Origin of the sequence: Vibrio sp. ZOR0018 (assembly GCF_963865925.1) — a bacterium.
In the GTDB taxonomy this organism is placed as follows: domain Bacteria; phylum Pseudomonadota; class Gammaproteobacteria; order Enterobacterales; family Vibrionaceae; genus Vibrio; species Vibrio anguillarum.
Genome location: NZ_CAWMCN010000063.1, coordinates 38,392 through 52,664 on the forward strand (window position 1 = coordinate 38,392; position 14,273 = coordinate 52,664).

Annotated in this window: 8 protein-coding genes and 1 pseudogene; 3 read left to right on the top strand and 6 right to left on the bottom strand. The window is 46.1% G+C overall.

What is annotated here, in order from left to right:
- Nucleotides 1–82: 82 nt before the first annotated feature.
- The 3 genes from AACR75_RS02390 to AACR75_RS02400 all read left to right on the top strand — a co-directional run bounded on the left by AACR75_RS02390 (nt 83) and on the right by AACR75_RS02400 (nt 6,762).
- Nucleotides 83–2,881 (top strand): M16 family metallopeptidase, encoded by a 2,799-nt coding sequence (locus tag AACR75_RS02390; RefSeq protein WP_047688487.1) that lies wholly within the window; start codon nt 83–85, stop codon nt 2,879–2,881.
- A 328-nt stretch (nt 2,882–3,209) separates the two neighbouring features.
- The gene (locus tag AACR75_RS02395) at nt 3,210–6,098 is read left to right on the top strand and encodes an Ig-like domain-containing protein (protein ID WP_047688490.1); all 2,889 of its coding nucleotides are present in this window, start codon (nt 3,210–3,212) and stop codon (nt 6,096–6,098) included.
- 391 nt (nt 6,099–6,489) lie between these two features.
- Nucleotides 6,490–6,762, top strand: a complete 273-nt coding sequence (locus AACR75_RS02400) for a hypothetical protein (protein ID WP_017048247.1) — start codon at nt 6,490–6,492, stop codon at nt 6,760–6,762.
- A 13-nt stretch (nt 6,763–6,775) separates the two neighbouring features.
- Here the strand turns inward: AACR75_RS02400 and AACR75_RS02405 are convergent, their stop codons facing one another.
- From AACR75_RS02405 to citS, 6 genes and pseudogenes are all read right to left on the bottom strand, one after another.
- Complete coding sequence (locus tag AACR75_RS02405) at nt 6,776–7,459, bottom strand: response regulator (protein WP_017048248.1); 684 nt, start codon at nt 7,457–7,459, stop codon at nt 6,776–6,778.
- 2 nt (nt 7,460–7,461) lie between these two features.
- Nucleotides 7,462–9,168, bottom strand: coding sequence for an ATP-binding protein (locus tag AACR75_RS02410; protein WP_156117094.1), 1,707 nt, complete (start codon nt 9,166–9,168; stop codon nt 7,462–7,464).
- 70 nt (nt 9,169–9,238) lie between these two features.
- Nucleotides 9,239–10,540: a sodium ion-translocating decarboxylase subunit beta gene (locus AACR75_RS02415; RefSeq protein WP_017048250.1), complete on the bottom strand. Its 1,302-nt coding sequence runs from the start codon at nt 10,538–10,540 to the stop codon at nt 9,239–9,241.
- Between the two features lie 15 nt (nt 10,541–10,555).
- Nucleotides 10,556–12,370 (bottom strand): sodium-extruding oxaloacetate decarboxylase subunit alpha, encoded by a 1,815-nt coding sequence (gene oadA, locus AACR75_RS02420; RefSeq protein ID WP_047688492.1) that lies wholly within the window; start codon nt 12,368–12,370, stop codon nt 10,556–10,558.
- Between the two features lie 17 nt (nt 12,371–12,387).
- Nucleotides 12,388–12,757 (bottom strand): annotated as a pseudogene (locus tag AACR75_RS02425) (OadG family protein).
- Nucleotides 12,750–14,090, bottom strand: coding sequence for a citrate/sodium symporter CitS (gene citS / locus AACR75_RS02430; protein WP_017050620.1), 1,341 nt, complete (start codon nt 14,088–14,090; stop codon nt 12,750–12,752). Before citS ends, AACR75_RS02425 begins: the two are co-directional and overlap by 8 nt.
- Between the last annotated feature and the right edge of the window lie 183 nt (nt 14,091–14,273).

Here is a 14,273-nt window from a genome sequence, read left to right on the forward strand (position 1 = left end):
TGTATTTATAAATTCAATAAATGGGTGATAATAAGCGCTCAATTCGAATGAGTGTCGTTCCATACATACTGAGAATCTTAATTTGCGTAATATTCTATTTTTTCACCCATTGAGCTTATTATTGCTGCTTGTCATATCGGCCAGTTCGTTATCGACGGAGTTACCTAAAAGTCATCGCATTCACGAAGGTCAGCTTGAAAACGGCTTAAGGTACCAATTAGTCCATAACACGACACCTGCTCATGCTGTCATTATGCGTATGCGCATTGCGGGTGGTTCTTTAGTCGAGTCAGATCAAGAACAAGGCTTGATGCATCTTTTAGAACACATGGCGTTTAAAGGTTCGGACTCTGTAGCCGAAGGGGAGATGATTCGCCAACTTGAACGCTTAGGATTAAGTTTTGGATCCGATACCAATGCGGTGACTCAATTCAATCAAACCGTGTATGAGTTCAATATTGCTCAAGGAGACTCACAAAAAGTAGCAACTGGTTTGTGGCTTATGAGAGAGATTGCGGATCGCCTTAAGCTTGAACCAAAGGCGTTGGAGCAAGAAAAACCGGTTGTTGTGGCGGAATGGAAAGAGAGAAATTCCGCTGATGTTGAGAATTATCGTCAACAGCTGAGCTTCTTATATCCGAGGAGCCCTTTGTCAAAACGTTTGCCAATTGGTGATCTCGATGTAGTAAAACATGCTAGCTCAGAGCAGTTACGTTCACTCTATCAACGTTTTTATACGCCAGAACGTACCACGATCATTGTGGTGGGAGACCTTGATGTTGCTCAGGCCGAAGAGCAGATCAAACGACTTTTTTCTAACTGGGTACCTCACCGGGATGCAGTACCGCTACGGGCTGACCATTTGATGTTGCCTGCAGTAAGGACATACTTGCAAGCTGATGTTTTCTTTGATGCTCGCTTGCCGACCCAAATTTCGCTTGGTGTGATTGCACCACAAGAGCGACAAGCAGATAGCGTTGAAAGTCGCCATGAAATGATCCTTGAATCAATATTGTCGAACTTACTCTACCAACGGTTACTTCCCCATCTGATAGACCAAGAGGGGATAACGAATGCTTTTGTTCATATTGAACAAGATTTCGGTATCGCATCACGGATGGAATTGTCACTGGTAACCTTGCCCGAGCAGTGGCGGCATGGGCTGACATTACTTGAACAGACGGTGCGACAAGCGATTCGATACGGCTTTAATCAGAACGAAATTGATCAAGCGATCAAGGCAATGCATGCTGATTATCAGCAAAGAGCAGCAAGTAGCGATACCTTGCATAGTTTTTCGATTGCGCAAGGCCTAGTGACAAGTGATGCTCAGCAATTTGTCCCGACTGAACCGACGTTCGCGCTTGCTCTTTTTGAAGCTTATCAACCTCAAATCACCGCCGCTCGATTGCACGACCTGCTTACAGAACGTTGGCAAGGTAAGCCGTGGATTTATCTTTCTGGGCCATACAAGGTTGAGAAAATCAATCAAACGCTACTCGATGTATATGAACAAAGCCAAAAACAGCCAGTAGAGCCTTATCAAATATCATCGGTCGAGGCATTTGCCTACCGTGAATTTGGTGAGGCGGGCACGCTCGTTCACGACAAGCGAGATCCCGAAACGGGGATTCGGATGTTGAAATTTGCCAATGGCGTTAAGCTCAACATCAAGCCAACTGAGTTAGAGAAAAACGTCATCTACCTCAATCTTGCATTAGGTTTTGGCGAATATCCGTTACCTAGAAAAGAGGGCATTCAGGCACTGTTTAATGATGGCTTTGTTGCTGGTGGGTTAGAGCAGCATTCGTTTCAGCAGTTAATTCATCTCTTTTCTGCTGCCAATGTGACGACGGGGTTCAATGTCGGAACGCTTGGTTTTGCGAGTCAGGATTTCACCAATCAAGCGTCGCTTGACCAACAGTTAGCACTGCAAACGGCATTTTTAACGAGCCCGGGCTGGCGAGAAGAGGGGATGAACCAATTTCGTCAACGAGTACAGGCAGCGAGTAACAGCCAGAACACGACGCCAGAAGAGGCATTTTGGACGGTGTTACCTGAATTATTGCACCCTGACGACCCACGATTTCGTAGCCATGACGAGGAACTGTTAAAGCGTCATTTTTCAGAATTAGTTCCAGTGTTTGCCTCGGCGGTAGATAAAGGCCTTTTAGAAATTGCCATTGTGGGTGATCTTGACGAAGAGAAAACGATTCAATCGGTTGCTAAAACGCTGGGCGCTTTGCCGCGTCATCCAGAAAAAGAGCTGCAAGTTGAGCGCGTTGAGTTTCCACCATTACCTGCTTCACATATTGTTGAGCATCAAGGTTCAGCCAATGCCGCGGCACTGGCTTGGCTGTGGCCAACGACCGATAAGGTGAATGCCGAACACTACGCAAAACTGATGCTGCTTGAAGAGGTTCTCCGTATTTTGTTGACGGAAGAAGTGAGAGAAAAGGCTGGTGCGAGTTACTCACCTTACCCATTTAGCAGCAATGATTTCCTTCCCACAGGATTTGGTTATTTGGGGCTGTTCAGTGTGACAGACACAACGCAACTTAAATTAGTGGAAGAGAGTTTTGATGCGGTATTGTCTCGAGTGAAAGCTGAACATGGCATTGATGCTGATATGTTGCAACGAGCGAAACAACCGCTTCTACAATGGTTAGATAGCCTGCCAGAAAAGAATGTATTTTGGCTTGATGTCGCATCGCTAACTCAAACTTATCCGCATCGCTATAGTCGTTGGCAGGAGGTTCGTCATGCCATCAATCAGGTGAGTATGAATGATCTGCGTCATGTTGCTAATCAATATTTACAAGCAGACAAACGACTGAGTATTAAGATATTACCCAGCACTACTTCTGCAATCTCAAAATAAAATCAGCCCCCTATTGGGGGCGTTATTTTTATGATGAAGATCATCATTTTTTATATTTTTGGCTTAATGTTACTTATTTAAATATAGGTAATATAATATTCGCGATTTCGTTTAATTAGAATAAAAACTCAAAATTTATCATGGCTTTAATTTATTTTAAAATGTTATCAATATAATTTAATGTATTCATCTTAATTATTTGGATTTTAAATAAACATTGATTGTCATTCCAAAAGTTATTTTAAGCGAAAATTGTTGATGTTAATTATTGGAGGTGGTGCTAATAAACATACCGAATATTATAAATCTAATATAAGGGTATAAAATAATGTTTAATCAAAAAAACACGCCAGTCTCAATGGCCGACAAAAACTATTACCGGGTCTTAGGCCTAACCATGCTTTTTTCGGGTCTATTGCTAAACCCAATATCTCAGGCTATTGCTGTTGAGTTTAGCGCGGATGCGGTAGCTGAGTCAGAGGGGCAGTGGTGGAGCACTTACACCTTAGCGATTAAAAATACAGGAGCAGAGTCAGCGGATATGCGCGATGCGGTCATCGAATTTGTATTACCCGTTGCGATTAACGATATAGGTTGGCAATCATCGGCGCTATCCCATCCTACGTGGAGTCTATCTCATACCGCTCAAGCGGGCGGTATTCTCCATTCAGTGGCGCTTAAATTCCCTGAAGGTGTTTGGGTTGACAGCGTTCTGAATTCCTCAGAGTCACTCTCCTTGACGATAGCTTTTGCTGGCTCATTGGAAAACCTGAGTGCTTTTGAAGATTCTGTTATTGTGAAAATGGAAGGGGGCACCACACCACCGCCCGATTTTTCGCTAGATATTCTCTCTCCAGCGCCAAATTCAGTGGTATACACGGGCACAGACGTTAGCATTATGGCTCATATTGATGGTGAGAGTGCCGGTAAGCTTGAGTTTTGGGCTAACCAAGACAAAATTGCTCAACAACCATTGAAGCAAGGTGTCACCGAGTATCAGCAAGTGTGGCAACCGAAAGAAATAGGAGCCGCTTCCATTTCAGTTATCGCGTTCAATGAGGAAGGCGATAAGCTCTCTGAGCAAAGCGTGCCTGTTTCTGTCGAGTCAGAATCGACGGCGCCTAATCCTCCGGTCGTTGAGTTCATTTCCCCAGAAGCGGGATCGTCCCACCCACAAGGCACAAGTCTGACGATCTCTGCTGAAGTGACCGATGCTGATAATGATCTGGCTACCGTTAAATTTTTTGCTAATGACACCGAAGTTTGCAGTATCGATGCCAAAACAGAGCAAGTGTTCTCTTGTGACTGGACCCCTCAAACGGCCGGAAGCGCTGCATTACGTGTTGAAGCGCAAGATGATGAACGGCATGTAACACAAAAAAATCTGACGATTACGGTTACTGATGTGAGTGGTAGTTGCGGTGACGTTGCTCAGTACCAAGATGGCGTGAGCTATCAAGTGGGAGATGAGGTAACCAATATTGGCCATATCTACGCATGTAAAATCGCAGGTTGGTGTGGTAACCCAGTATGGACACCGGGTACTGGGCATCCAAATTATCCAGATGCATGGAAAGATGCATGGAATGACGTTGGTGAGTGCGATCCTAACCCTGTTCCTGAAGTGCATGTTCAATCGCCAGAAAATGGACAAAAAATAGCACCCAATCAGCCATTTGAGGTGGTCGTTGAGGCGACCGACGATACCCAAGTGGCGCGTGTCGATGTTCAATTGAATGGCGAAGTCGTTGCAACATCCACCTCTTCTTCGGGCGATCTCTATACCATCACTGTGCCTGCTCAAGTTGAAGGACAATACACTCTCACGGTTGCCGCGTATGACGATCAAGGCGCAAGTGCTCAAACTGCACCGATTTCGATTGCCATTACTGATAAAGATCTGCTGGTGTCACTCTCTTCCCCTGTAGACGGTTCAAGCTTCTTTGAAGGCCGAGCGATCTCAATCAAAGCGGATGCTAAGAGCTATGAAGGCGAGGTGGCGTCCGTGACGTTTATTGCCAACGGTAAGGTGCTGAATCAAGACACCGAAGCACCTTATGAATATGAGTGGATTGGAGCGCAAGCAGGCAACTACGCTATTTACGCAAAGGCGCTCAACAGTGCTAATCAAGAGCAAATGTCAGCCCCATCCAATATTACAGTGAAAGAGAGTACCGGTGGTGGTGGCCTTGCCGATAACCCAGACCGTGCCATTAGTTATCTCACTTCTTGGGGATTAAACGATTATGAAAAACTGTTTAATTCTGAAGGTGACGGTTATTTATTATCGTTCGGTCAATGGGATGCTAGCGGCAACATTACGATTTCTGATGACATGGTAACCCCACCAAGTTACAACCCAGATTGGATGCCATCTCAGTACTTAGCGTGGTCAACCTTAAAACACGATAATAGCAATGTCACCATGATGGTCGCGTTTGGTGGTCAAACTTATGAAAGTATTTGGTCTGCGATTGGTAGCGATGCAAATCGGGAGGCGGTGGCCAATGGCCTCGTTGAATTGGTCAACAAACCCTTCCCTGTCTATAAGAAGAACCTAAAACCAGAAGAGGTGGTGGGTGACTGCCTTGCGACGGGTGGTGATGGCCAATGTGATTACAGCAAGTACCAATTAGCGGGTTATGTGCAAATCGATGGTCTTGACTTCGACTTCGAGAAAGCAGCGCGCATTACCGATAAAGAGAACCAAGACCTAACCGCATTGATTAAACTGATACGCCAAAAAGTGGGAGACAATAAAGTGTTGTCGCTGACCACATACCATGTCGGTGCTGATCCTGTGGCATGCATGGATTCAAGTGTGTTTGAAAATTGTTCTTACGTTGAGCCATCAGGTCGCTCGTCTCACCATGGTGAAGTGATCGATCTGTTACAAGCAACCAAGAACGATTTCGATTTCTTCAACGTCATGACCTATGACGCCGGCCAAAACTTCCTCTACGATGTCGCGATGGCCAATTACGCTCAATACATTGGAGATAAGTCGAAAATTGTTTTGGGCAATACGATCAATAGCCAGTGGGGGCCAAACGGCAATTTTGTGGAGAGCCGTGAAAACAACCTCAATCGTGCCAAGTGGCAAAAAGAGAATGGTTACGGTGGTTTCTTTATCTGGGCGTTGGGTTCAAATAATCAAAGTCTGAGCATGGAACAGCAAGTCGAGTACTTCAACGAAATGATCAGTGTCAGTAAGTAGCCTGCATGGTTACTTTGTGAGTTAACTAGATAACGGAAGGCTATGGTGCCTTCCGTGTTTTTATCCATCGTCATCAACTTAATCTGAATCGCCGAAGCTGAAATAGAGAACCTCATGCGATATTTTTGATTTTTTATGAATGCTGGTATTAAACATAACAATATTTAATTTTACTTAATGAAAATTTGGTCATTCCCAGCTCCTATTTTGCGGCCAGGCAACCAGTTACCCTCCACGCCATTACAACGTGACTACTTCAACGTTCATCGCTATATAAATACATAAAAACCAATAAGATTTTTTCCGTTACGGCGAACTTTGAATTACTTCATGCTCAGGCGAGTCGAAATCCATTGTAATAGAGCGACTCAATAGCCACAGTGGTGATGCGATGTTAGTTAGAAAGGTTTCTAGAGATTTGGCTTCTGCTCAAGCGCGAGAAAATTGGTTGGCGTATTGGCAACATTTTAGCCGTGAAAGTCAGGCGTTTTGTTCCGAGATTAACTGTTTAGCACCGTCTTCTCAGGCGATGTTGGTAAAATGCGATAAAGATGAGGAAGGGGTGTTTGTGATCCCACTTTGTCAGTGTCATAGCGACAACTTAGAAGGGGTGCTGGAAATAGGGGAGAGTACCGAAGTGCTCCCCTTCCATTACACTTTATAAATCAAAGCGGTAGTTAGCGTTTTTGGTAAAGCCGCTCAGGACGACCTACCCGACCATGCTGGATACAAGCTTCCAGAAAACCACTGGCCACACAATATTCAAGATAACGTCTGGCGGTGGTTTTGCTGATCCCAATCGCTTGTCCTAACAACTCTGCGGTGTACGCGGTTTGTGGTTCATGGTGATAAATCTCTTGGATTTTGATCAAAGTAAGTTCATCTATCCCTTTGGGTAAACTATCGAGTTGCTCAGTTTTAGCCTGAAAATTAAACAGTTCATCAACGTGGCGCTGATTGACGCTGTCATTAGCGCGCAGCGAGCTAGTGTATTTTAGATAACGCTCCAGCGAGTTTTGCACTCGATCATAGGCAATTGGTTTTAACAAGTAATCAAATACTCCGCAGCGAACGGCTTCGCGTACTGTCTCCATATCGGAAGCGGCAGTGATAAAAATCACATCTGGTGCTTGCGGTTGATGAGTTAGCTCCTTTAAAAACTCTATGCCACGACCATCGGGTAGGTAGTTATCTAAAAAAATCAGTTTAGGCTTGAGAATGCGCACCATGTTACGTGCTTCATTAATACTTTGTGCCACGCCAACAGGGCGAAAGCGGGTAGTTTGTTTGAGATAAAAGCTGTGCACATCAGCAATGCTCGTTTCATCCTCTACGATCAATACGTCGATTAATTCCATCATAATCAGCTCTTATTATGCCCTTCAGCTAGTGGTAAGTGGTTTTCCGCCACAAGTGTTTTGGGTCGATTGGGAATAAAAATAGAAAAAATAGTCCCTTGCGGCTCTGCACTGTCGATAAGTATCGAACCATGAGCCTGAGTGACAAATCGATGAACAAGGTAAAGTCCAATACCGTGTCCTTGCTGGTTTTTGCTACTCACTCCCTTGAGAAACAAGGTTTGGGCAATGTCGGCAGGAATGCCATTGCCATTATCTGCCACTTCAATCACCAACTCTTCACCGTTATCGGTCAGCAGCAGCGATATGGTTTTATTGTTGTTTGGGTTTTTTAGCGTCGCTTCAAATGCGTTATCCAGTAGGTTACCGAGCACTGCCGCCAGCTCATCTGACGTCATGCATTGCGGCTCTTGATGTAGATGTGACATCGGGTCGAACTCCAAGCACAGCCCTAGCTCTTTGGCACGGCTGTATTTACCGAGCAGTAATCCTGCGATCACTTTAGGATGAAAGGTCTGGGAGATGAAATCGATCAGTTGCTGCTGCTCGGCGGTTTCGCGGCGAATGGTTTTGACGGCTTCATCGTATGCGCCGATTTGAATTAACCCGCCGATGGTGGAGAGGCGGTTAGCAAACTCGTGGCTCATTACGCGTAGGTTATCGTTGTGCTGACGGATCTGGCTAAGCTGGGAAGTCAGCGTATTGAAGTCGTTGCGGCGACGAAAACTCACCACCCAACCAATTTGCTGTTGCCCTGAATTGATTGGCACACGGTTCGCCACCAAGGTTTCACCATTACAGCTAATCAGTTCATCTTGCTGGCTGGTGCTGTTTTGCTGTGCTAACTGACCAAACGGACTAGCACCCATGAAAAAGTAAGTCGGAGTGATGAACTCTTGAACATTACGTCCAATTAGATGATTCGGTTGGTGGGCAATGCCAAGAATATTCAGTGCCTTAGAGTTCACAGAAAGGATTTCACCTTTCAAGCTAATCGCAACTATTCCTTCATACACACTTTGTAGAATGGATTGCTGCAGGTTGAGGTTCATGGCGATCTCTTCCGGCTCCATATTGAACATCTGTTGCTTGATATGGCGGGTAAACAGCCAAGCGCTCAATCCAGAAAGCAGCATGAGTAGGGCCACAGTACTGAGCATTGGATAGGAGTAAATGCGTAGCCAATCACTGATATGATCGAGTAAATAGCCCACAGAAACCACACCCAGAACCTGTCCGGAAGGTGAGACAACCGCAGCCTTACCGCGAATTGCCCAGCCTAGGCTGCCTTTTTGGGTTGAGGTGTAATATTCGCCCTCTTTTAACGCTCGACTGCTGTCACCGCCTTGCATGGGTAAACCAATTTTTCGCTCATCTGGATGGGCAATGCGAATACCATTGGCATCGCCAATCACAATAAAGTTGGCATCTGAAATGCGTTGTAGGCGATCGATTTTAGTCTGTACTTCGGTGAGACGATTTTGTTGGATTAGGGCAATTAAATTGGGGTCAGTCGCAATCTCACGCGCTTGAATCAGAGCCTTAGTGCTGATCTGATCTTGTAGGGTTTCACTAAGAGTTTGATGGAAAAAGCCGGCTACCAGCAAAAGCTGGATCACTACCATAGCAACCAGTAGTGCACCGACCCTTTGCTGAAACGAAAGAGTCTGGCAGACTTTGGTGTGTAAAAAGTGGGCTAGTGATATTTTCATGCCGGCGAGTCTATCCTTGCTATAAGTGAGGCTTATTGATTGGAGTCTAAGAAACACCAATCAATAATGTCTATCCCATCACATATTTGATCATGACTCCTGCCGCTACTGCAGAGCCAATGACCCCAGCGACGTTTGGTCCCATGGCATGCATCAGCAAAAAATTCTGCGCGTTGGCTTCTAGCCCGACCTTGTTGGAGACGCGTGCCGCCATCGGCACGGCAGAAACTCCGGCTGAACCAATCAGTGGGTTGAGTTTGGTGGTGGAGAAACGGTTCATCAGTTTAGCCATCAAAACCCCTGCGGCAGTACCGACACAAAACGCAACAATACCGAGCACCAAAATGCCGATAGTTTGTGGCTGGAGGAATTTATCCGCCATCAGTTTCGAACCGACTGATAGGCCAAGGAAAATAGTCACTATGTTAATCAGTGCGTTTTGCGCTGTGTCGGATAAACGCTCCACCACACCACACTCACGCATCAAGTTGCCAAAGCAGAACATACCGAGCAGTGGCGTTGCAGAAGGCAGTAAGAGCGCAATCAAAATCAGTAACAGCAGTGGAAAGCCAATTTTTTCTAGTTTGTGTACCTGGCGCAGTTGATGCATCTGAATTTTGCGTTCTTCTTGCGTGGTCAGCGCACGCATTATCGGCGGCTGAATCATAGGCACTAACGCCATGTAAGAGTAGGCTGCGACCGCAATTGCCCCCAACAATTCAGGTGCGAGCATGCTCGAGACGTAAATTGCCGTAGGGCCATCCGCACCACCTATGATGCCAATCGCCGCAGCTTGCGCCACGCTAAAATCCATTACCCCTAAACTGCTTAATGCCAATGCACCCAGTACGGTAGTGAAAATACCAAACTGAGCCGCCGCACCGAGCAGCAGGGTTTTGGGGTTAGCCAGCAGTGGACCAAAATCCGTCATTGCCCCTACGCCCATAAAAATGAGTAGAGGCCCAACTCCGGAAGCGATAGCCAGACTATAGAACAGATAAAGCATACCATCGCTGTACTGATACTGCTCGGCCAGCAAGTGCAAGGTGGTCATTTGTAGTGGCGTTGCGCTACTCAATGCTTGCTTAATGTCCAAAGGCATGTACGAGCTAAGTTGTAGTACTTTTGAAAAGGCCGTCATCACTTCCGGTTTGGCGGCATACAAGGCATTTTCTATCGCCGACATGGCAAGCCCTGCATCAGGCAGATTAGAGAGAATGCCACCAAACCCAATAGGCACTAGTAGCAAAGGCTCAAAGCGTTTAAAAATAGCCAGATAGAGCAGCGTTAAACCGACAAGGATCATGATGGCTTGCCCCCACTGGAGGTGGAATAGGCCAAAATCACGCACCATAGCTAAAACGTTTTCCATTATTTTTGTCCCTGATTATGCTAGTACTAGCAAGGCGTCGCCGACTTGTACTGCATCGCCTTCATTGACTTCAATGACACTGATCACTCCGGCACGTGGTGCGCGGATTTCAGTTTCCATCTTCATCGCTTCTAAGATCAGCAAGACATCGCCTTCAGCCACTTCATCACCTGCTGCCGCATGAATTTTCCAGATATTGCCAGAAAGGGGTGCTGCGAGGTTTTCACCTTCTGCTGCACTCGGTACTGGTGCGTTATTGGCCGATGCTGCTGGCGCGACATGTGTCAGCTCGCCGCCTTCATCTACCTTCACCACATAGCTTTGGTTGTTGACGGTAATGGTGTAGACACCGTTACTTGCGACGGACTGACTTTCCACTGACGCGGCTTTGGCTTTTGCCGCAGGCATTTGAGAGGCGTCACCAGTTTTTGCTGCTTGTGGTGCGGGTTCAAATGCTTCTGGGTTATGGCGATTCGCGAGGAACTTCCAACCCACTTGATCGAACAGCGCAATGGTCAGCACATCATCAATCGCATTCTTGGCGAGAGTGATGTGTTGCTCTTTAGCTTGCTGCAATACGCGGTCTTGCAAGGTTGGAATTTCAGCAGTAATCAAATCAGCGGGGCGGCAGGTTATGGGCTCAGCACCTGCTAATACTCGAGCTTGCAACTGCACGTTGACCGGCGCAGGTGTTTTACCGTATTCACCTTTCAGTACTCCGCTGGTTTCTTTGGTGATGGTTTTGTAACGCTCACCCATTACGACGTTGATCACCGCTTGTGTACCCACGATTTGTGACGTCGGAGTCACTAGTGGCAAAAAGCCAAGCTCTTCACGTACACGCGGGATCTCTTCGAGCACTAAATCGAGTTTATCCAGTGCGTTTTGCTGTTTGAGTTGGCTTTCCATGTTGGTCAGCATACCGCCCGGGACTTGCGCCACCAAAATACGTGCATCACTGCCTTTCATCATGCCTTCAAAGGCGTGGTATTTTTTGCGTACATCGCGGAAATAGGTCGCAATATTTTCGAGCTTAGCGATATCCAACCCGGTGTCGTAGCCCGTGCCTTGCAAGGTGGCGACCAGAGATTCCGTCGCTGGATGACCATAAGTGCCACTCATGCTGGAAATCGCGGTATCGACCCGATCAACGCCCGCTTCAATCGCTTTGAGTAAGGTCATATCGGCAAGGCCAGCAGTGGAGTGGCAGTGCAGATGTAATTCGACATCCACTTGTCTTTTCAGGGTTGAGATTAACTCTTCGGCAGAATACGGGGTTAAAATGCCGGCCATATCTTTAAGGGCAATCGAATCGACACCCAGCTCCGACAGTTGCTGCGCTATGTCGACCCAAGTTTGTAAATTGTGCACTGGGCTTGTGGTGTAACAGAGCGTGCCTTGCGCATGTGCGCCCATCTTTTTCACCGCTTGTAGAGCTTGTTGCATGTTACGCACATCATTCATCGCATCGAATACGCGAAACACATCCATGCCATTTTTCACTGCGCGCTCGACAAAGGTATCCACTACATCATCAGCATAGTGACGATAGCCGAGTAGGTTTTGTCCGCGCAGTAGCATTTGCAGTGGCGTATTGGGCATGGCTTGTTTGAGCAAGCGTAGGCGTTGCCATGGGTCTTCGCCTAAAAAGCGGATGCAACTGTCAAAAGTCGCGCCTCCCCAACATTCCAAAGACCAATAGCCGATCTGATCTAATTGCTGCGCAATCGGCAGCATGTCGTCAATCCGTAAGCGAGTGGCAAAAAGAGATTGGTGAGCGTCGCGTAATACGACATCTGTTACACCTACGCGTTTAATCGCCTGAGTCATCTGTTATTTCTCCTTCACTAAGATAATTTTTGTTGTGCTTTATGGTGATGGATAGCTGCAGTGAGCACCGCGAGCAACTCACCTTGGTTTTGTTTGGATTTAGCCTTATTGGCTGGTGTTTTTTTATTGCCCGTTTTGGTTGGTACTTGAGGCGGGGCAAAACGTACAATCAAGTACGACATGGTGCGAGTTGCAAATACTAAGAAAATCAAAAAGATGAACACAAAGCCCATCCCCAGGGTCAGCAAATTAATCCCTTCGAGGAATAGTGAGGTTGATTGCATAGTCACTTCCAGTGATAAAAACAGGGTTGAAAATAGGGAGAAAAAAGAGGCGCGCTAGGCGCGCCAAATAATCCCAAGGAGCAAGGGTTAAAGAGTTAAACAAACATACCGAACACCACGCTGGCGATAACGAGCACAATGCCGCCACCCAGACGTGAAGAGATTTGTGCGTAAGAGAGCAAATTCATACGGTTAGAGGCCGCGAGCACTTCAAGGTCACCAGAACCGCCGCGATTAGCCATACACAGACCTGCGGTGATAGAGGATTCAATAGGATAGAAGCCCATCGCCCAACCACCTAAAGCAGCACCCAAAGTCGCCCCAAGTACAATAACAGTGGCAATAATCACGTTAGTAAAGGTTAAGGCATTGATGATTTCCGCCAGATCGGTGTAAGCAATACCAACGCCGACCATCAATAGCCACAGCATCTGTTTTGAGAAGAAATTCGACAGGCGTTTCGCGCCCTCTTTGATTTCATCACTGCACAAACCCGCCGCGTTAAGGATGGCGATGATCACCACCATGTAAGCAAAAGTGTGGATCTGAATCGAGCCAAAACCGGGCAGAATTTCTTTCGATAAAGCGTAAGAGAAGGTGTACACACATGCGGCCAGCATTAAACCAATCGCAATTTCACGGTGAGTGATATTAAGATTTTGGGCTTCTTCATTGACGTCTAGTTTTGATCTGCGTACTAGCTCGCCATTGCCAGTTAATAATGGGATCTTTTCACCAATAATGTTCAGAGCAGCAGCTACGATGATAGCCACTATATTAGCGATAGTTAAAATGGCGACCGCTACTGAGTAGTATTGTTCTTTTGAACCACCAGTGACCGATTCATATATCTCGGAAAGTGGAATTGCACCTGCGCCATTACCACCGCCCATAATCGGCAGCACATACAGCATCATGATGCGATCAGGGGTGATACCAAATACGAGGCCGATAGCGATACCAAATATCGCCGCACCGGCAACCGCAGCCAGAATGGTTGGAATGTAACCGGCTAGAGAGCGGATCAGTAGTTTACGGTTGACCGCCAAAATGGAGCCAGTAATGAGTACTGCGATGAACAGATCCAAGAACTTGCTCTTATCCATCACTTCGGTCACGGTTTTTATTTCACGGTCGCTGAGCCAGCCCATGTGGACGAACCAAGCAGCAACCAAGAAAATCATTACCGGTGCACCGCCGATGTATTTATTAAAAATAGGTAGGCGTTTGCCAACTTCGCCAAATATCGCGCCGATGACAAACATAAAAGAAAAACCACCGACCAGACCGCTAGGTAAAGTGTCAGTAATATGGGCGGCTAATACAGTGATCAGTAAAAATAAAAATAAAGGGAGTGGAGTGCCAAATATTTTTATCTGGCTTAGATTCAATCCACCTGCGGACTTTTTATCTAAATATAGGGTTTTTTCGTTCATGTTTTTATGTCCAATGAGGTTATTAAGACCTTTACTACATTAAATAAAATAGTCAGTGATAATTGTGAAAATAGTCATTCAAACCAGTGGCTTTAAAAATCTCAATGGTTTTTATGATTTAAATTTTAGATAGATAAATAGAATTTAAAATTAAAGATATAAAAATTAAATTCATTAAAACCA

Coding starts and splice junctions, on each gene's coding strand:
- AACR75_RS02395 (WP_047688490.1), top strand. CDS start 3,210: ATGTTTAATCAAAAAAACACGCCAGTCTCAATGGCCGACAAAAACTAT.
- AACR75_RS02400 (WP_017048247.1), top strand. CDS start 6,490: ATGTTAGTTAGAAAGGTTTCTAGAGATTTGGCTTCTGCTCAAGCGCGA.
- AACR75_RS02405 (WP_017048248.1), bottom strand. CDS start 7,459: ATGATGGAATTAATCGACGTATTGATCGTAGAGGATGAAACGAGCATT.
- AACR75_RS02410 (WP_156117094.1), bottom strand. CDS start 9,168: ATGAAAATATCACTAGCCCACTTTTTACACACCAAAGTCTGCCAGACT.
- AACR75_RS02415 (WP_017048250.1), bottom strand. CDS start 10,540: ATGGAAAACGTTTTAGCTATGGTGCGTGATTTTGGCCTATTCCACCTC.
- oadA (WP_047688492.1), bottom strand. CDS start 12,370: ATGACTCAGGCGATTAAACGCGTAGGTGTAACAGATGTCGTATTACGC.
- citS (WP_017050620.1), bottom strand. CDS start 14,090: ATGAACGAAAAAACCCTATATTTAGATAAAAAGTCCGCAGGTGGATTG.